The organism is Allobosea sp. CRIB-10, assembly GCF_900112185.1.
Lineage (GTDB): Bacteria > Pseudomonadota > Alphaproteobacteria > Rhizobiales > Beijerinckiaceae > Allobosea.
The window spans coordinates 18507-36795 of record NZ_FOKP01000026.1; the positions used below are offsets into that span (position 1 = coordinate 18507).

Consider the following 18289-nt stretch of genomic DNA (forward strand, 5'->3'; position numbering starts at 1 on the left):
GCGGGGCAACAGGCGTGGCAGTATCACGGCGATGCCGAGTTCGGCCCTGAGCGCAAAAGCGTTGGTGCCGCTTGCTTGCGAGCCGAGCATTCGATCGGGAATAATGTTTCTGATCATAGGAAAGTCTGCAAACTTCCAGCAATAATGCGCATTATTGCTTCTCGCAGGATGCCTATTTTATTTCAGAATTATTAACATTTTTCTCGTCTTCTTGGGAATTGGCTGGAATAACAACGGCTTATCGAGGTCGCCCTATCGGGTGGGTGACTTTCGGGTTTCATTGAGCGTGACGCCGCTTTGGGGGACGATTTTGAACGTGGTTCTAATAGCGGCGACGATGCCGGGAGAAATGTGCGGCGTCACCGACTATACGGTTAGACTGGCCGCAGCGCTCAGAGGGATCGGCATTGATGCGGTCGTGGAATTCTTTGACCGATGGTCATTCGCGAATTTCATGAAGCTCAAGCATCGGTACCGGAAAAACCCGAATGCTATTTTCCACGTGCAGTACCCAACGCTCCGTCTCGGCCTCTCGGTAGCCCCGGGGTTTGCCCCGCTGCTCGTTGGCAATTCATTCGTCACATTGCACGAATTCGGGACATTCAATGTCCTGCGCAAAGCAGCATTCATTCCGTCAAGCATTCTTTCCAAGAGGATCATTTTTTCGAACAACGAGGAGAAGGCGCGGTTTCAACGCTATTTCCCTCACTCGCATGGCCGTCTGACGGTCATGCCCATCGGCAACAACATTCCGCAATTGTCACCGCGCGGCGCCCGCGTCGGGCCCGAGCGGCTCGTCTATTTCGGGCAGATATCTCGAAACAAGGGGGTCGAGTTTTTCCTGGATACGGTGGCACAACTCCGCTCCGCTGGCGCATCGATCGACGTCGATATGATCGGAGCGATGGTCGACAGCGATCGGGATTTCGTGGATCTGGTCAGGAGCCGCTCCGAGCGTGACAAAATCGGCCTACGGCTCAGTTTGCCCGCGGACGAGGTCTCTGCGACGCTGAACGATGCCACGATCGCATTGTTGCCATTTCCGGATGGCGTCTCGAACAAGCGCGGTTCGGCGCTGGCCAGCCTTGAACATGGTGCCACGGTCCTGACCACCCATTCGCAGCTCACACCCGAATGGTTGACGAAGGTCACGCATCCCGTCTCTTCGCCGGACAATGCAGCCGATCTCATCGGCCGGATCATGGCTGGCACTGCGGAGCGTGTCCTGGCACCGGAAACGCTGGCGCGCGAGTTGCAGCTTCGCGACTGGGCTGAAATCGCCCGTTCGCATGTGAAGCTTTACAATGCCAAGGTTGGGGGCCCGATCGCGACGAGCGGCGCGGTGCTAGACGCCTCAAGCCCCGGAACAAAAAGGTGAGGGGGCGGCTCGAGGCGCGACGGAAGCCGACAGACGAGAAAGCGGAGAGGGAGCGGCGAAGGTTGCAGTGACCTGCACATGCCGCCAGCCTGTCCGGCCACCCTCGCGCAGCAGCGAATTTGCGTGAGGGGGAAAGCAAAAGGGGGACGGCGAGATCTCGCCATCCCCAGACTATTGAGAATAAACGGGCATTCGTTCCCGCTTCAAACCTGTTACCGCGAGTAGAACTCGATGACCAGGTTCGGCTCCATCTGCACCGCATAGGGCACGTCCGACAGGGTCGGGGTGCGGGTGTAGGTGGCGGTCGACTTGGTGTGGTCGGCGTCGATGTAGTCAGGCACGTCGCGCTCGGCGAGGGCGGCCGACTCGATGACGATGGCGAGCTGGCGCGAGCTCTCCTTGATCGCGATCACGTCGCCCGGCTTGACCTGGTACGAGGCGATGTTGACGCGCTTGCCGTTCACGGTGATGTGGCCGTGGTTGATGAACTGGCGGGCGGCGAAGACGGTCGGGACGAACTTGGCGCGGTAGATCACCGCGTCGAGACGACGCTCGAGCAGGCCGACCAGGTTCTCGCCCGAGTCGCCCTTCAGGCGGATCGCCTCGGCGTAGTAGCGGCGGAACTGCTTCTCGGAGATCGAGCCGTAATAGCCCTTCAGCTTCTGCTTGGCGCGCAGCTGGGTGCCGAAGTCGGACGGCTTGCCCTTGCGGCGCTGGCCATGCTGGCCGGGGCCGTATTCGCGGCGGTTGACCGGGGACTTCGGGCGGCCCCAGATGTTCTGACCGAGACGGCGGTCAATCTTGTACTTCGCCTCATGGCGCTTCGACATGTCGCGTGTCCTCTATGGTTCGCGAGTTGAGGACCGCGCCCTCCTTCTCCCCGTATCCGGGGCGACAGATCCGGCCTCCGAAGAGAAGCGGATCACGGGTGCGGAAAAAGCCACGCGGCCCCGTGAGGAGCCGCGCGACGCCGGCTTACAAGCATTGCTGGCGGTAAAAGTCAAACCCCCTGCTCGTCATTCTCGGGTGAAGCGAAGCGCAGACCCGAGAATCTCGTTCAGGATATGCTCGGACAAGCCCGAGCATGACGACTTTAGATTGGCAGCGGCTCGGTCTCGATCCGCGCCAGGCCGAAGCCGGCGAGGGCGATGTGCGCCGGGCCGGAGAGGCGCGCGCCGTCGGTGAAGACGGCGACGGTCGCGGCCGGCTCCTGGCGTGGCATTGCCGGCCCGAGCAGTTGCGCCGTGCGCCGCGCGATCGCCGGGGCGGGGTCGATCCAGTCGACCGGCCAGGGCGCGAGCCGTTGCAGCCGTGGCAGCAGCAGCGGGTAATGCGTGCAGGCCAGCGTCACCACATCGGTGCGCCTGCCGTCGCGGGCAACGAAGCAGGGCGCGATCTCGGCCGCTATCTGCGCGTCGTCGACCGGCTCGCCCTTCAGGGCAGATTCCGCCAGGCCGGCGAGATTGCGCGCACCGACCAGGATGACCTCGCAGCCGGCGGCATAGCGCTCGACCAGGTCATGCGTGTAGTCGCGGGCGACGGTGCCGGGCGTGGCCAGGACCGAGATCAATCCGCTGCGGGTGCGCTCGGCCGCGGGCTTCACCGCCGGAACGGTGCCGACGAAGGGGATGGCGAAACGGGCCCGCAGCGCCGGCAGCACCAAGGTCGAGGCGGTGTTGCAGGCGATCACGACGAGATCGGGATGGAAGCGCTCGACCAGGCGCTCCATGACCTCAAGCACGCGCGCGACCAGCGCCGCTTCGTCGAGGCGGCCATAGGGGAAGGCGGCATCGTCGGCGGCGTAGACGATGTCCGCGTCCGGGCGCTGGCGCATGACCTCGCGCAGCACGGTCAAGCCGCCGAGGCCGGAATCGAAGACGAGGATGGTCGGGATTCGCAAGGGCAGCACCGGCGCGGCATAGCCGGCTCCGGCCAGAAGATCGACCCGCATCGCACACATATCCATCGCGTCCGCCAAGCACCGATTGGGCGCCGCAGCCGTTAAGGAGAGGTGAACGGACTGTGTCGGCGTTCGATAAAGTTGCGTGGAGCCGCCGTGGCTGCTGCCGGCGCCGGCAGCACCCGGATCATGTTCTGACGCGGTTGCCTCAGGCCGGCAGCACCACCACCTTCGTCTTGACCGGCGTCTGATTGTAGAGGTGGATCATGTCCTGCGTGAGCAGGCCGATGCAGCCGCTGGTGATGCCGTTTCCGATCGATTCCGCGTCGAGCGAGGCGTAGATCGTATAAAGCGTGTACGCGCCGTTCTGGTAGAGATGGAGCGTGCGCGCGCCGAGCGGATTGTCGAGGCCGCCGGGCATGCCGCGGGCGTATTTGGCGGCCTCCGGCTGGCGCTTGATCATCTCCTTGGGCGGCGTCCAGGTCGCCCATTCGGACTTGCGCCCGACATAGGCGTCGCCGTTCCAGCGGAAGCCGTCGCGGCCGACATTGGCGCCGTAGCGGGTCGCGCTGCCGTCGCCCTCGACGCGGTAGACGTAGTAATTGGCGGGATCGACGATGATCGTGCCCGGCGCTTCCTTGGTGTTGTAGGCGACCGTCCGGCGGAAATATTTCGGATCGACATGGGTGACGTCGATCGCCGGGATCGGGAACTTCTCCTCCGGTACCGGCCCGTAGAGCTTCTGCGCCTCGGCGAGGCTCATCCCGTCGGTCGTGCAGCCGCCGAGCGCGAGCGCGCCGAGACCGGCGGCCGAGCCGGTCAGGAAGGAACGGCGGCTCAGGAGGCCAGTCGGGCTCCCGAGCAGGGCGATCTCGTGCATCTTGCGGGCATCGGCCTTGCTATCGTCGATGATCATGCTCTTGGACTTCCCATGTCCTGATGCCCGACGAGAGACTACGCCGGCGTGCACCCACTGAACGTCTTAGCCGGGCGGACATTGCCGTCACATGGCCTGGCTTGCAAGTTCGGGCTTTCGCCGGACGAGGCAATAATTTAGTTGATTCTGTCCATTAATTAGCGATCCTCCCGCCCCGAGGAGGCCGTGCCATGTCCGCCATCGATCCATCGGCCATCGCGACGATCCGCCGGTTTGGCCGCTTCCATACCCGTTTCATCGGGGCCCTTGGCGACGATCTGCACGGCTCCGGTTTCGGGCTGACCGAGGGGCGGGTGCTCTACGAGCTGGCGCAGCGCGATGGCTGGCGGGCCGGCGAGCTGGCGCGCGAGCTCGGGCTCGATCCGGCCTATCTGTCGCGCCTGCTGAAGCGCTTCGTCAACCTGGGCTGGCTGGAGCGGGCGAGGGCGGCTGGCGACGGGCGCGCGTACGAGTTGAGGCTCACCGAAGCCGGGCATGTCGCATTCGTCCGGCTCGACGAAGCCTCGCGCCGGCAGGCCGACACGATCCTGTCGCGTCTGGCGGGCACCGAGCAGGCGAGCCTGGTCTCCGCGCTCGAACGGGCGCAGACGCTCTTGTCGGGCGCCGCCAGCCCGCAGCCGGCGGTGATCATCCGCGAGCATCGCCCCGGCGATATGGGCTGGGTGATCTCGGCCCATGGCCGGCTCTATGCGGAGGTCTATGGCTGGGACATCAGCTTCGAAGCGCTCGTCGCCGAGATCGCGGCGAAATTCCTGCGCGAGTTCAGGCCGGGGCAGGAGCGTTGCCTCATCGCAGAGATCGATGGCGTGCCGGTCGGCTCGGCCTTCGTCGTGCGCGAGAGCGACGAGGTGGCGAAGCTTCGGCTCGTGCTGGTCGAGACGCGGGCGCAGGGGCTGGGCCTCGGCAAGCGCCTGGTGCAGGAGGCAACCGCCTTTGCCTGCGCGGCCGGCTATCGCCGCATGACGCTCTGGACCAACGATATCCTGCACGCCGCCCGCGCCATCTACATCGCTGAGGGCTTCAGGCTGGTGGCGGAGGAGAAGCATCACTCCTTCGGGAAGGATCTGGTCGGGCAGAACTGGGAGCGGGAGCTTTAGCGCTTGGCCAGAGCAGCAGGAACAGCAGCGAGGCGAGTGAAAGCGCGCCACCGAGCGGCGTCATCGTCTCGAGCGGTGCCGGAAGGCGCGCTTGCGTCAGCGACGGCAGCACGCCGTGTTCGAGCAATTCGATCGCGGCCATCGCGGCGATGACCGGTAGGACCGGGAAAGCGGTATCGCGGATGCGCTGGATCGAGAAAGCCAGCAAAGTCCCATAGAGCAGGGCCTGGATGGCCGCGTTGGGCACTGGTTCGACGAACAGGCGCGGGTCCGCGTCCTCAGCCCAGGTCAGATCGAGCAGCTGCTCGGCAGCCAGGGCGACGGCCAGCAGCATGGCGCAGGCCAAAGCCAGATGGCCGGCGAAAGCGGGCCGACCGAGCCTGCCGTCGCGCCGCCAGAGGCGGGAGAGACCGGACAGCATCCCTGATACGTCACTGCACCGAGGTCAGCGCCGCGCGCTGGAAGTCGGCGCGGCGCTGCTGGTGCAGCGCGCCGTCGCCGGTCGTCACCACCGAGAACATCACGAAGCCGCCCTGCTTGCGCGGCAGCACGTAGAATTCGGAATAGCGGGCATCGCCGCCATTCTCGCAGGAGGAGAAGCCGCGCAGCACACTGGCGCCCTCGATCGTGTCGGTGGTCCGGCCCGAGGCGAACCTGCCCTGGCAGCCGCGGGCATCGGCGGCGGAGACCGCGGCGGCGACGTCGACGTCCTTCTGGTTCGGGCTCGCCAGAACGCGCACGACACCGGTCGCGCCTTTGGCCCGCCAGCCGGCGCCGTTGCTGCCGAGGCCGGACGGCGCCTCCGGGCCGCTCAACACTTTCGGCTCGGGCAATTGCGTCTTGAGCAGGAAATTGGTCGCGAGCGTCACCGCCTCGAGCTGGATCGCCGGGTCGGCCGCGGCGGCCGTGGTCGTGCCGCCGCCTTGCGCGGGAGCCGGCGTGCCGGGCGCGACCTTGAGATTGGCGTTCATCTTCACGCAATCGAGCAGTGCCGGCATGATCTCGGCCGTCGAGGTCAGGCGAAAGGTGTAGCGCGCGCCCAGCATGTTGGCTTCGAGGAACTCGGCGCCGCGGAAGGCGCGGACGATGTTGGAGTTCGCCGGCATATTGACAACGACGAGTTGGGGCTGCACCGCCTTGGCGTTGATGCGGACAGTGTCGTTGCGGTCGAAGACCAGTTCCATCGGCACGTTATCGCCGGGCTTCAACCCCCAGGCGCGGTTGGAGAAGCCGAGATTCCAGCCGTAATTGCCGTTGAGCGAGGCGTGCATGGTGACGCCGCTCTTGTAGCTGGCCGAGACGGCGCAATGGGAGAAGTCGCCGGTCTGGTTGTTGGTGAAGGCACCGCCGGCCCAGTTCCCGACCGAGAATTTCGCATAAGGCCCGGCGGCGAGCGCCGGGGAGGCCAGCAGGACACCGGCGAGAACGAGCGACAGGCGCATTATCAAGCTCCGCATCGATCCCCAGCGCCGCCATGGTGGCAAAGCCGGGCGGGGTTGGGCAAGCCTTGTCGATGCTAGAGCCGGTCTCCGGGTTCCCTGGCGCTTGTCTCGGATTCCCTAGACCTTGAGGCGCGCTGCGGCAGCTGCCGCGCTCCGACCGGCGAGGGTGGCGCCGCCGGCGGTCATGGCGCCGCCGCCGGCGCTCGCCTCGCCAGCGAGCCAGAGCTTACCGCCAATCGGCTCGGCGAGGACGTCACGCGCGCCGGCATGGCCGGGCCGGCAGACCGAATAGGAGCCATGCGAGAACGGGTCGGTCCACCAGGCCGGAAACGAGACCGGGCCGGCCGCCTTGCGAAACTCGGACCCGATCATCGCGGTGAGCAGGTCGACGACCTGCTCGCGCGCAGCGGTGGGGCCGGCGGTCGAGAGGTCGCGGGCAAAATCGCCGCCGCAATAGCCGATGACGATGCCCTGGTCGCCGGGGAAGAGCTCGAAGCTGATCAGTCGGTCGGCCGAGCCGGCCTCGAAATAGGTCGTGCCCGGCATGATGCCGAAACGCTCGTCGACCTTGAGCGCGATCTTGGTGAGCGCACCCATGCCGATTCCGGCGAGCGCGTCGCGGCTGCGGGCAGGCAGCTCCGGCACGAACCGGATCGCACCGGCCTTCAGCACGCCGACAGGCACGGTGACGATGCAGGCGCGCGCCCTGAGCGTCCCAGAGGCGGTGGTGACGGAGACGCCACGGCCGCTCCAGTCGATCGCGGTGACGGGCTGGTTCAGGCGGATGTCGAGGCCTTGCGCATAGCGAGCGACCAGGTTGCCGTAACCGCTCGGCACGACATAGTCCTCGCCGGCCCAGAGCCGCTGATAGTCCAGCGCGGAGATGCGCGCCGATTCCTCGCCGATCGAGAGCAGCATGCTGGAGGCCGCAACCGGCGCGAGGTCCGGGCCGAGATCGCTCAGCACCTCCGCGACCGAGAGGTCGCGCGTCTCGAGATCGGCATTGTCCAGCCGCCGGTCGATCTCGCCGAAGGCGCCGCGGCGGCGGGCGCGATCGCCAGCAGGCATGGGTTTGCCGCCCTGGAAGAGCTGGAAGCCGCTGCCCCAGCTTTCGTTCGGCGTCGCCACCCCGAGCTCGCGGGCGATCTCGGTCCAGGGATTGCGTTCCGCCCAGTGGATGAACATCGCACCGGCGTCATAGGACGGGCCGAGCGAGGCATCGGTGAACGTGCGGCCGCCGAGGCGGTCACGCGCTTCCAGCACGATGGCCGAACGGCCGGCCGCCTGGAGCTGCCTGGCTGCAGCGATGCCGGCGGCGCCGGCGCCGATCACGATCACGTCAGGCTCGGAGGCACGGACGGGGAAGGACGCGCCGGCGAAGCCCGTCGCCAGCGCGCTCGCGCCCATCAGAAGTCTCCGGCGGTCAAGCATCAGGAACGGGTTCCGATCTGCGGTCGCGTCAAGATGGCAGCCTCCCTTTGCGCTGCAATACACGACTGCGAGTGCGGCGGGAGCAGGGCCATCACAGCTTTGCGAGGTGCTCGGTCCAACGATTTTGCCGGCGCATCGTCTTTCAGTTTAGACGAATGACAATCTTAGACTGGAATTCCAATAAATAAGTAATGTATCACGCAGCCAAGAGTCTATTGACAGTTAAATTGAGCTTTAATAACCGCTGATGGTGAAAGTAAGGCGATTGGCCTAGTTTTCAGTCATTATAAAAAAGCAATTTAACTTGGCAAGGTGTCTTGGCAGGGACAATTGCTTCTCAGCGACGGGATATGGGCGATGGGGACGAACTGCAGCGGGCTGCGCCATGGCGTGGCGCTTGGCGCCTTGATGTTGGCGGCGACGCCGGTGCTCGCGCAGCAGCAGCGCAATCCCGCTCCGCCGGCAGCGGTCGATCAGCTGCAGCTCGACCAGATCAATGTTCAGGGCGAGCGGCAGGCTGCGCCCCTGCTGCAGGGGCCGACGACCACGACGACGACGCGCGCCGAGCTCGACCGGCAACAGATTCAAAGCCTGACGGACCTGTCCAACCGGATCGAGGCCGGCATCACCTTCAACCGGGTGACCAATTCGCTGAACATCCGCGGCCTCGACGGCGCCCGCGTGCTGACGACGATCGACGGCATCCGCCTGCCTTTCACGACGGACACACGCGTCAACGGTCGCGGAATCGGTCCGGCCTTCGACTTCGACACCCTGTCGTCGCTCGACCTGCTGCGCGGCCCGAGCGGCGGCGGCACGCTCGGTGGCGGCTCGCTGGGTGGTGCGCTGGCGGTCCGCACGCTCGATCCGGAGGACCTGATCCGCAACGGCCGCTCCTATGGCGCGCTCGCCAAGACCGGCTATGACAGCACGGATCAGGCCTGGTTCGGCAGTGCGGCGGCAGCGGCGCGCATGGGCAATACCTCCGTCCTGCTCCAGGGCGGCTTCCGCAATGGCCACGAAATCGACAACAAGGGCAACGTCAAGACGATCGGCGCGACCCGCACCGCGCCGAACCCAGACGATTTCAACCAGTACAGCTTCCTGGGCAAGATCTATCAGCAGGTCGGCGAGGCGCACCGCTTCGGCATCACCGGCGAATTCTTCAAGCGCTCCGACCGTTTTCAGACCCGAAACAACACGGTCTCGCTCACCGGCAATTATCGTCCCGGCGCCCACCGGACGGGCGAGGATGTCGAGCGCAACCGCGTCTCGCTGACCTATGACTACAAGCAGCCCGGCGGCTTCCTCGACGAGGCGCATGCGAACCTGTACTGGCAGCGCATCAAGCGCAACGACCTCACCAACGCCTGGCGTTACACCAGTATCGTCGGCCCCTTCGCGCGCGACAACGAAAACGAAGAGAACTCCTACGGCTTCGTCGGCTATGGGGTGAAGAACTTCCAGACGGGGCCGGCTTCGCACCGCGTGACGTTCGGCACCGAACTGCGCATGTCCACGCTCGAACAGTACTCGACCGGCGTCGACAACTGCCCGCCGCGTCCTGCCTCCGGAACGTACACGGGGGCCTTCACGACCTGTAACAACCTGCACACCAACCAGGCCGACATGCCGAAGATCGACGGCAAGCTCGCCGGCTTCTATCTGCAGGACGAGATCGGTTTCCTGGACAACCGGCTGCGGGTGACGCCCGGCCTGCGCTACGACTGGTATGAGGAGGTGCCGCAATACACGGCATCCTATTTCGCTGGCGGCTCGAGACCGACCAGCCTGCCGCCCTCGTCGAGCGATTCGGCCTGGTCGCCGCGCATCCGGCTCGAATACGACATCCTGCGGAACGCGCCTTTCGTGAAGGACGTCACACTCTTCGCGCAATGGGCCAAGACCTTCCGGGCCCCGACAGCGGACGAGCTCTATGGCCGCTTCGGCGGACCGGCAACCTATCTGCGCACCGGCAATCCACAATTGCGGCCCGAGACCGGCAACGGCATCGACGTCGGCGCGCGCTTCGGGGACAAGCAGCTCGGCGGCTCGATCACCTATTTCCACACCAATTACCGCAACTTCATCGAGTCCTATCAGGTTCTGCCTGCCGGCTTCATGGGGATGTATCTGCAGGGGGGTGTCCTGGGTTACCGCAACATCGCCCGCGCCGAGATCCAGGGTGTCGAGATCAACGGGCAGTACGCCTTCGCGCCGAACTGGCTGGTGCGCGGCTCCTTCGCCTATACCCGCGGGCAGAACAAGGACGACAACACCTTCCTGAACTCGATCCCGCCGGTGCAGGGCATCGTCGCCGTCGCCTATGGCACGGATCGCTGGGGCGCCGAGGTGTCCGCCAAGATGGCCGGCAAGCGCGACGACGTCTCGACGGTCGCGGGGACGCCGCCGACCACGGGTTTCAAGGCGCCCGGCTATGCGATCTTCAATGCGACGGCCTGGTGGCGGCCGGTGCCGGAGATCGCCGATCTCGAACTGCAGATTGGCGTCTACAACATCTTCGACCGCAAGTACTGGGACGCGGTCAACGTGCCGCTCTCGCGCCCGCAGCCGCGCGACTACTACAGCGAGCCCGGCCGCACCGTGAAGGCGACGCTCAAATACCAGTTCTGAGCATCATCAGGTTCGAGACCCACTTCAGCCGGCCCTTCGGGGCCGGCTTTTTTGTCGGACGCTGAAAGCGCGAGCGGTCCGCGATGCTGGCGAAGACATGCGTGCTGTGCCGGCACGCTGCCCCGGGGCGCGTCGAGGGGCGGCGATGTGCGGTAGGGCGGCCGTGCCTCCGCGCCTTCCTCAGAATCTGAGTTCGACTTTTCCTTTGAGGGCGTGGTCTCTTGCGCGTTCGGCGATTGCTGCGGAGTAGGTGAGGCCGATCGCAGTTGCGTTGGAGAGGCGCCAGTCGAGGCCGGCTTCGGCGACGAGGGCGTCGCGGTCGATCGGGGTGGCGAAGACGCGCGCCGGCGTGGCGCCGAGGAGGAAGCCGGTCCTGACCTGCGGGGTGAGCTCGCCAAAACCGTGGCGCCAGCCGAGCATGGCCCGGGCGAAGAGCGGCATCGCGCCGAGCCGCGCCTCGGCGCGCAGGCCGAGCGTGGTGAAGCCGAGGCTCTGCTCATGGGAGGACAGGCGCAAGGCCGCCGCCCCGCCGCGCTCGCTGCCGGCCTCCGTGCTGACCCGGATCAGCGCCAGCTGGGCGAAGGGCTCGATGGCGAAGCCCTGGAAGGCGAAGGCATAGCCGAGCTCGGCAAAGCCCTGCGCGACCTGCCCTGGCCGCTGCAGCCGCAGCAGGTCGCCGAAGCCGCGGATCGCGACCTGGCGGCGGATGTCGCTCTGCGACCAGCTATAGGCGGCGCCGGCATCGAAGCGCAGGCTTCCGAAGCGGGCGCCGGCATAGAGCGCGGCATGGCCGCTCTCGAGCCGGCCCGAGGACAGGCGGGCATCGACGTCGAAACGCGACTGGCTGTAGCCGCCGGCGACGCCGAGCTTCAGCGAGGAGCCGGGCGCGTCGTAGAGCACGAGGTCCGCCCCGAGCAGGGCGCCGCCGCCGCGCCGGCTGAGCGAGCCGGCATTGCCGTCGGCGTCGCTGTTGCCGGTGCCGCCGAAAGCCGTGCCCCAGAGCGCATAGCGCGGCTGCGGCAGCGGCGCCGGCATCGCGACCGCGTCCCTGGCGCCGGGCAGATCGGCGGAGAAGCTCGCCGCGACCTGCCCGCCGGGGACCGTCAGCAGCGGGCCGCGCAGATGCGAGAGGATGGTCTCGCGCACCAGCCGGCTCTCGTCGATCATCACGCTGACGGCCTGGGCATGCGCCTCGGCGGAGAGCAGGTCGAAGCCGGTGCGGGCCTGATCGGCGGTGCTCGACAGCAGCGCGTCGTAGACAGGATTGCCGGCGCCGAGCCGCTCCGCCGCCACCGCGATGAAGCCCTGGTTGCGCGTCTGCGCGATGGAGGGGCGCGGCGCCGGGCCGGGGGCGGGGCCGGGGTCTGGGCCGGGCCCAGGACCGGGACCGGGACCGGGACCAGGGTTGGGACCGAAGCCGGTGTCGTTGCGCGTCATCGTCAGCGTGACGCTCTGGCCGCCATAGCTCAGCGCTGGCGTCAGGAAGGCGAGGTTCGCGCTGACAGAGCCAAAGCTGCCGCTCACCCCGCCCGTGGCGCTCAGGATCACATAGCTGGTCGCGGCGGCGTAATTGCCGCCTTGCGCCAGCACCTGCACCCTGCCGCCCGCAAGCGTCGCGGCGCCCGAGGCCACGATCCTGTCGCCATTGCCGGCCGCATCGACCTCGACCTGATAGGTCGAGCCGGCGGCGAAGGCGACATTGCCGGAGACGTTCAGCCTGCCGATCGAGTTGCCGGGCGCGACCGTGCCGCCGCTGGCGAGATTGAGGCCGCCGACGCTGCCGGAACCGCCGAGGACGCCGCCGCTGACGCTGACCGGGCTCGCCAGCGCCCCGTCGACGACGAGCCTGCCGCTTTGCAGCAGGGTCGAGCCGGTATAGCTGCTCGTGCCCGACAAGGTCAGCGTGCCCGAGCCGAGCTTGGTCAGCCCGCCCGTGCCGGAGATCGTGCCGGAGACACTGGTCGATGTGTTGTTCGCCCCCAGGCTCAGCCGGCCGGCGCCGAGCGAGACCGCGCCTGCCCCGGCGAGCGAGCCGATCGTCTGGTTGAAGCCGGCGAGGTCGAGCGTTGCGCCGGCCGCGACGGTGAAGGCCGAGGCGCCGGCGAAGGCGCCGGCCGCCCCTGTCCGCAGCACGCCGCCCGTGACGCTGGTCGCGCCGCTGTAGCTGCTCGTGCCCGACAGGGTCAGCGTGCCGGTGCCTTGCTTGGTGAGCCCGCCCGTGCCGGCGATCGTTCCGGAGAAGCTGGTCGAGCCGTTGTCGCCGCCCAGGCTCAGCTGGCCGGAGCCGAGCCTGACCGCGCCGGCCCCGGCGAGCGAGCCGATGCTCTGGTCGAAGCCAGCAAGGTCGAGGCTGGCGCCGGCCGCGACGGTGAAGGCCGAGGCGCCGGCGAAGGCGCCGGCCGCCCCGGCCCGCAGCACGCCGCCCGTGACGCTGGTCGCGCCGGCATAGCTGCTCGTGCCGGTCAGCACCAGCGTGCCGGCCCCGACCTTGGCCAGGCTGTCGCCGGCGCCGGCAATGAGGCTGGAGCCGATCGTCGTGGTGAGGCCGGCCGCTATGTTGATCGTGCCGCCGCCGACGACGGCGAAGCGCAGCGAGCCGCCCTCGAGCACATAGCCGTCGCTGTTGAACTGCAGCGTGTCGACATCCTGCGTGCCCTCCACGCTGACCGTGCCGGCCGCCCCCTGGAAGACGCCGACCGAGCCGCGCCATGGCCCGTTGGAGCCGGCCTCGCCGGGAGCGGGCGCCCAGTTGGTGGCGCCGGCGCTCCAGCGGCCGCTGCCGCCCTCGATCGTACCGTTGCCGACGAGATCGGCGCCGTCCCAGAACTGCAGGCCCTGGCTCTGGCCCGGGCCTGGGCCCGTCCCGACCACCAGCAGATCGACCTGCGTCGGCGAAGCCGAGGGCGCGGTGGAGACCCTGCCCGTGGCCCCCGCGACCGATGGCGCCGACAGCGCCAGCGTGTCGAAGGCGCCGCTGATCGTGCCGCCGCCGGTGACGTCGAACAGCCGGTAAGAGCCGGCCGAGGCGACATTGGCGGTCAGGGTGCCGCCGAGCTGGAGATTGCCGGCCGCGCCGGTGCCGTTGATGATGATGAGGTCGTTGTTGGCGCCGCCGACCACGCCGGGATTGTTCAGTTCGAACACCGTGTTCGAGCCGGCGTTCAGCGTCAGCGAGCCGAGCGTCAACGTTCCCGGGCTGGTGCCCGGCGAGAGCGTGCCACCCGCAGCGATCGTCACCGCCCCGGCGATCGTGCCCGTGCCGCCGAGCGTGGCGCCATTGCCGACCTCGACGCTGGACGAGGTCAGCGTCGCGCCGCCGGAAATCGTCATCACGGTCCCGGAGCCTTGGACGAAGGTGTCGCCGGTCGTCACCGTCGTGCCGACGCCGTCGATGCGCACCGTCGAGTTGGCCAGGAAGGGATTGCCGCCATTGTCCAGCCTGCCGCCCTGGTCGACGACGAGCGTGCCGCCGGCGACCATCACGAGGTCGCCCAGCGTCAGCGAGCCGCCGCGGATGATGAAGGAGCCGATGCCGCAGCTGCAGATCGAAAGATAGCTACCGAGCGTGCCGGTACCGCTGTAGATTTGCGCGCCCGCCCCCCTGAACTCGAGCGAACCGGCGCCGGAGAAGCCGCCGGAGAAGGTCGTCGTCTGGTTGGTCAAACCGGTGATCAGGGTCGAGCCAGAGCCGATCTCGACGGCGCCAGCCCCCGCGAGCGAGCCGACCGCGACGAGGCCGATACCGCTGCCCACCTCGAGCACCGCTCCCGTCGCGACCGTATGGTCCGATCTCAGCGAGAAGCCGAACTGATTGTCCGTGACCAGCCGCCCGCCCAGCACCTGGGTCTCGCCGGAATAGTCGTTGCTGCCCTTGAACAGGAGCGTGCCGGCGCCCGTCTTGGTCAGCCCGCCGGCGCCACCCAAATTGGTCGACACGCCGACGTCGTAGCCGTTGCTGTCGAAGAAGACGCCGTTCGCGCCGATGGTCTGCGTGGTGAAGCCCAGAAGGTAATCGGCCTCGTTACGCGTCGCCCGCACGATGCCGCCGTTGAAATTGAGCGTCTCCGTTCCGGCGCCCTTGATGACCTGCCCGGTCTCCAGCACGCCGCGGCCGCTCGTGGCATCGCCGAGCAGGTTGAGCGTGCCGCTGGAGCCGCCTTTGACCGCCAACGCCGTTTCCACCGCGCTGACCTTGCCGTCATTGCTGATGGTCAGCGTGCCGGTGCCGAAGTTGCCGACATAGAGCGTGCCGCTGTTGGTCCAGGTCGAGCCCATACCCGTCACCGTCACGGTGCCGGTGCTGCCGGTGGCCTGGCCGACGCGACCAATGGTGTTTGAGACCGTGCCGAGGTTCTCGATGGTTAGCGTGCCGGTGCCGGAGTTGCCGACAGTGAGCGTGCCGTTGTTGGTCCAGCTCGAGCCGGCACCGGTCACTGTCACCGTGCCGGCGGTATCGTTGCCGCTGACATAGCCGGCGCCGCTCGACACCTTGCCGCCATTCTCGATTGTGACCGTGGCGGTGCCCAACTCGCCGACACGGAGCTCGTTGGTGATGGTCCAGGTCGAGCCGGCACCGGTCACCGTCGCCGAGGCGCTGCCGCTGTTGTTGCCGAGCCGGCCACTGGCGCTCGAAACGGCGCCGCCATCCTCGATCCTCAGCACGCCGGCGCTCGGGATAACGAGATTGCCGCTATTGGTCCAGGTCGAGCGGGCACCCGTCACTGTCACCGTGCCGGTGCTGCCGGATCCTCCGGCGATTGTGCCATCGGTGTTCGAGACCGCGCCGCCATCCGCGATCGTCAGCGTGCCGTTGCCGACCCAGAGTCTACTGCCATTGGTCCAGGTCGAGCCGTCCCCGGTCACCGTCACCGTGCCGGTGCTGCCGGCGTTGTAGCCGACATAGCCAATGTTGCTGTTCGAGACCTTGCCGCCGTTCTCGATCGTCAGCGTGCCGGCGCCATTATAGCCGACATAGAGGTCGCCGCTATTGGTCCAGGTCGAGCCCAGGCCGGTCACCGTCACCGTGCCGGTGCTGCCGGCGTTGTAGCCGACGTGACCATTGGTGTTCGAGACCGTGCCCTGGTTCTCGATGGTCAGCGTGCCGGTGCCGGAGTTGCCGACATAGAGTTCGCCGCTATTGGTCCAGGTCGAGGCCAGGCCGGTCACCGTCACTGTGCCGGTGCTGCCGGCGAAGTTGCCGACGTAACCGGTGGTGTTTGAGACCTTGCCGCCATTCTCGACGGTCAGTGTGCCGGTGCCCAAACTGCCGACATAGAGATCACCGGTATTGGTCCAGGTCGAGCCGAGGCCGGTCACCGTCGCCGCGCCACTCGCGTAGCGGGCGTCGCCGAGGGCAGCCACGGTATTCGAAACCTTGCCGCCATTCGCAATGGTCAGCCTCCCGGCTCCGTAATTGCCGACAATGAGGTGGCTGCTGTTGGTCCAGGTCGAGCCGGGGCCGGTCACCGTGGCCGTGCTGGTGCTGGAGCTGGTGAAGCCGACGAGGCCGACGCTGCTGGTGACACTGCCACCGTTCTCGATCGTCAGCGTGCCGGTGCCGAGATTTCCGATAGTGAGCGTGCCGCCATTGGTCCAGGTTGAGCCCCCGCCGGTCACCGTCGCCGTGCCGGTGCCGCTGGCGTGATAGCCGAGAACGCCATTCGTGTTCGAGACCCTGCCGCCATTCTCGACGGTCAGCGTGCCGGTGCCGAAATCGCCGACACGGAGATCGCCGGTATTGGTCCAGGTCGAGCCCGTGCCCGTCACCGTCGCCACGCCGGTTGAGCTGGCGAAGTTGCCGACATAGCCGGCTGAGTTCGAGACCTTGCCGCCGTTCTCGATCGTCAGCGTCCCGGTGCCGAGAAGGCCGACGGCCAGCTCACCGGTATTGGTCCAGGTCGAGCCGGTACCCCTGACCGTGACCGTGCCGGTGCTGCCGAAAGCAAGACCGACAATGCCGATGGTGTTCGAGACCGTGCCGCCGTTCGCGATGGTCAGCGTGCCGGTGCCGAAATCGCCGACACGGAGATCACCGGTGTTGGTCCAGGTCGAGTCGGTGCCGGTCACCGTAACCGTGCCGGTGCCGGTGCCGAAACCGAGGCCTATCGTGCCTCTTGTGTTGCTGGCTCTGCCGCCATTCTCGATGGTCAGTGTGCCGGTGCCGTTATTGCCGACGGTGAGCCCGCCGCTGTTGGTCCAGGTCGAGCCGAGGCCGGTCACCGTCGCCGCGCCGGTCTCGCCGATGCCGGCGCCGACGACGCCATTCGCGTTCGAGAGCGTGCCGCCACTGGCGATCTCCAAGGTACCGCCGGAGATCGTGGTTCCACCCGCATAGCTGCTCGCACCGGTGAGGGTCAGCGTCCCCGCGCCGATCTTGACCAGCGAGCCGCCGACACCGCTGATCGCGCCGCTGACCGTGGTCGAGGCGCCGTTGCCGCCGACGGCGAGCTGGTTGGCGCCGAGATTGTAGTTGCCGCCCCCGGCGATCGAGCCGGCGCTCAGGCGATTGTCGCCGAGCGGGCCGGTGCTGCCGGAGAAATCGGTCGTCGCGCCTCCCGCCGTCGTGATCGCGGCATTGCCGGCCGTGCTCGTGTCGAGGAATCGGAGCGTGTTGTTGTTGGTGATCGCAGCATTGCCCGCGGTACTCGACTCGTAGAACCGGAGCGTGCCGTTGTTGATGATCGTGGCGTTGCCGGCCGTACTCGACCCGAAGAAGTCCAGGCTGCCGGAGCCGGCATTGGTGATCGTCGCGTTGCCAGCCGTGCTCGTCTGGTAAAACTCCATGCTGGCGTTATTGGTGATCGTCGCGCTGCCGGCGGAACTCGTCGCGAAAAACTGGGTCAGGAAGCCGTTGGTGATCGCCGCATTGCCGGCGGTGCTCGAACCGCGGAAAGTGAGGAGGCTGCTGCTGGTGATCGTCGCGTTTCCGGCCGTGCTCGAATCGTGGAATTCGAGGCTGGAGTTGTTGATGATCGCCGCGTCTGCGGCCGTGCTCGCATTATAAAACCGGAGCCAGGACCCCGGCTGGTTGACCAGCGTTTGCGTCTGGCCGGAGTTGTTGACGATGCCGGCGCCGGTGAACTCGAAGCTGCCGCCGAACGCCGCAACAGTGATCGTGTAGGCATCGGCTCCGGCATTGAAGGTGAAGCCGCCGACGGTGGCGGGAGTGCCGATAGTGATCGCGGTCGTCGCGGACGATCCGAAGAGGGCCGTTCCGGTCGGGACGGTCAGCAGCGTCCAGTTGGCGCTATCGTTGAAGGAGCCCGAGACGGGCGTGGTGCTCCAGGTGGCGTCCTGCGCATGGGCGGGCGCGACGAGCGCCGTGCCGGCGAGCAGGGCCAGCCGAAGGGCCAAGCCGCCCCATCGTCTCTCGATGATCCGTAAAGCCACGTCTGTTGTCACCCCAACCGCAACCGCAGGCTTAGTCCGCGGTGCCGGCAAGGCAATGAACGGCGGTTCACAACCCGGAAA

Annotated in this window: 10 protein-coding genes; 3 read left to right on the top strand and 7 right to left on the bottom strand. The window is 67.1% G+C overall.

Annotated elements, in window-relative coordinates:
* Positions 1 to 154 precede the first annotated feature (154 nt).
* The gene (locus tag BMZ69_RS25110) at positions 155 to 1378 is read left to right on the top strand and encodes a glycosyltransferase family protein (protein ID WP_139219190.1); all 1224 of its coding nucleotides are present in this window, start codon (positions 155 to 157) and stop codon (positions 1376 to 1378) included.
* 212 nt (positions 1379 to 1590) lie between these two features.
* On the opposite strand, the gene rpsD is transcribed toward BMZ69_RS25110, so the two are convergent.
* From rpsD to BMZ69_RS25125, 3 genes are all read right to left on the bottom strand, one after another.
* Entirely contained in the window at positions 1591 to 2208 is a 618-nt protein-coding gene (gene rpsD, locus BMZ69_RS25115; RefSeq protein ID WP_091841016.1) for a 30S ribosomal protein S4, read from the bottom strand.
* A 263-nt stretch (positions 2209 to 2471) separates the two neighbouring features.
* On the bottom strand, positions 2472 to 3329 hold the full coding sequence (gene murI / locus BMZ69_RS25120) for a glutamate racemase (RefSeq protein WP_092162015.1): 858 nt from the start codon (positions 3327 to 3329) through the stop codon (positions 2472 to 2474).
* 157 nt (positions 3330 to 3486) lie between these two features.
* On the bottom strand, positions 3487 to 4194 hold the full coding sequence (locus tag BMZ69_RS25125; RefSeq protein ID WP_092162016.1) for a L,D-transpeptidase: 708 nt from the start codon (positions 4192 to 4194) through the stop codon (positions 3487 to 3489).
* Between the two features lie 191 nt (positions 4195 to 4385).
* Between BMZ69_RS25125 and BMZ69_RS25130 the strand changes: the two genes are divergently transcribed.
* Entirely contained in the window at positions 4386 to 5312 is a 927-nt protein-coding gene (locus BMZ69_RS25130) for a bifunctional helix-turn-helix transcriptional regulator/GNAT family N-acetyltransferase (protein ID WP_092162017.1), read from the top strand.
* On the opposite strand, the gene BMZ69_RS31320 is transcribed toward BMZ69_RS25130, so the two are convergent.
* The 3 genes from BMZ69_RS31320 to BMZ69_RS25140 all read right to left on the bottom strand — a co-directional run bounded on the left by BMZ69_RS31320 (position 5236) and on the right by BMZ69_RS25140 (position 8161).
* Positions 5236 to 5646, bottom strand: coding sequence for a hypothetical protein (locus BMZ69_RS31320; RefSeq protein WP_139219192.1), 411 nt, complete (start codon positions 5644 to 5646; stop codon positions 5236 to 5238). The two genes, BMZ69_RS25130 and BMZ69_RS31320, sit on opposite strands and share 77 nt — an antisense overlap.
* 97 nt (positions 5647 to 5743) lie before the next feature.
* A complete protein-coding gene (locus BMZ69_RS25135; protein WP_092162018.1) occupies positions 5744 to 6754 on the bottom strand; it encodes a hypothetical protein in 1011 nt (336 codons plus the stop codon).
* A 117-nt stretch (positions 6755 to 6871) separates the two neighbouring features.
* Positions 6872 to 8161 carry a flavin monoamine oxidase family protein gene (locus BMZ69_RS25140; protein ID WP_175506963.1) on the bottom strand — a complete coding sequence of 430 codons (1290 nt, stop codon included), beginning with the start codon at positions 8159 to 8161 and terminating at the stop codon, positions 6872 to 6874.
* Between the two features lie 381 nt (positions 8162 to 8542).
* Here BMZ69_RS25140 and BMZ69_RS25145 point away from each other — a divergent pair, with 381 nt between their 5' ends.
* The gene (locus BMZ69_RS25145; RefSeq protein WP_092162020.1) at positions 8543 to 10819 is read left to right on the top strand and encodes a TonB-dependent hemoglobin/transferrin/lactoferrin family receptor; all 2277 of its coding nucleotides are present in this window, start codon (positions 8543 to 8545) and stop codon (positions 10817 to 10819) included.
* Between the two features lie 180 nt (positions 10820 to 10999).
* Here the strand turns inward: BMZ69_RS25145 and BMZ69_RS25150 are convergent, their stop codons facing one another.
* Positions 11000 to 18172, bottom strand: a complete 7173-nt coding sequence (locus tag BMZ69_RS25150; protein ID WP_092162021.1) for an autotransporter-associated beta strand repeat-containing protein — start codon at positions 18170 to 18172, stop codon at positions 11000 to 11002.
* Between the last annotated feature and the right edge of the window lie 117 nt (positions 18173 to 18289).

Bases quoted from the DNA above. Each gene is read 5' to 3' on its own strand.
- rpsD (WP_091841016.1), bottom strand. From the start codon at position 2,208: ATGTCGAAGCGCCATGAGGCGAAGTACAAGATTGACCGCCGTCTCGGT.
- murI (WP_092162015.1), bottom strand. From the start codon at position 3,329: ATGCGGGTCGATCTTCTGGCCGGAGCCGGCTATGCCGCGCCGGTGCTG.
- BMZ69_RS25125 (WP_092162016.1), bottom strand. From the start codon at position 4,194: ATGATCATCGACGATAGCAAGGCCGATGCCCGCAAGATGCACGAGATC.
- BMZ69_RS25130 (WP_092162017.1), top strand. From the start codon at position 4,386: ATGTCCGCCATCGATCCATCGGCCATCGCGACGATCCGCCGGTTTGGC.
- BMZ69_RS31320 (WP_139219192.1), bottom strand. From the start codon at position 5,646: ATGCTGCTGGCCGTCGCCCTGGCTGCCGAGCAGCTGCTCGATCTGACC.
- BMZ69_RS25135 (WP_092162018.1), bottom strand. From the start codon at position 6,754: ATGCGCCTGTCGCTCGTTCTCGCCGGTGTCCTGCTGGCCTCCCCGGCG.
- BMZ69_RS25140 (WP_175506963.1), bottom strand. From the start codon at position 8,161: ATGGGCGCGAGCGCGCTGGCGACGGGCTTCGCCGGCGCGTCCTTCCCC.
- BMZ69_RS25145 (WP_092162020.1), top strand. From the start codon at position 8,543: ATGGGGACGAACTGCAGCGGGCTGCGCCATGGCGTGGCGCTTGGCGCC.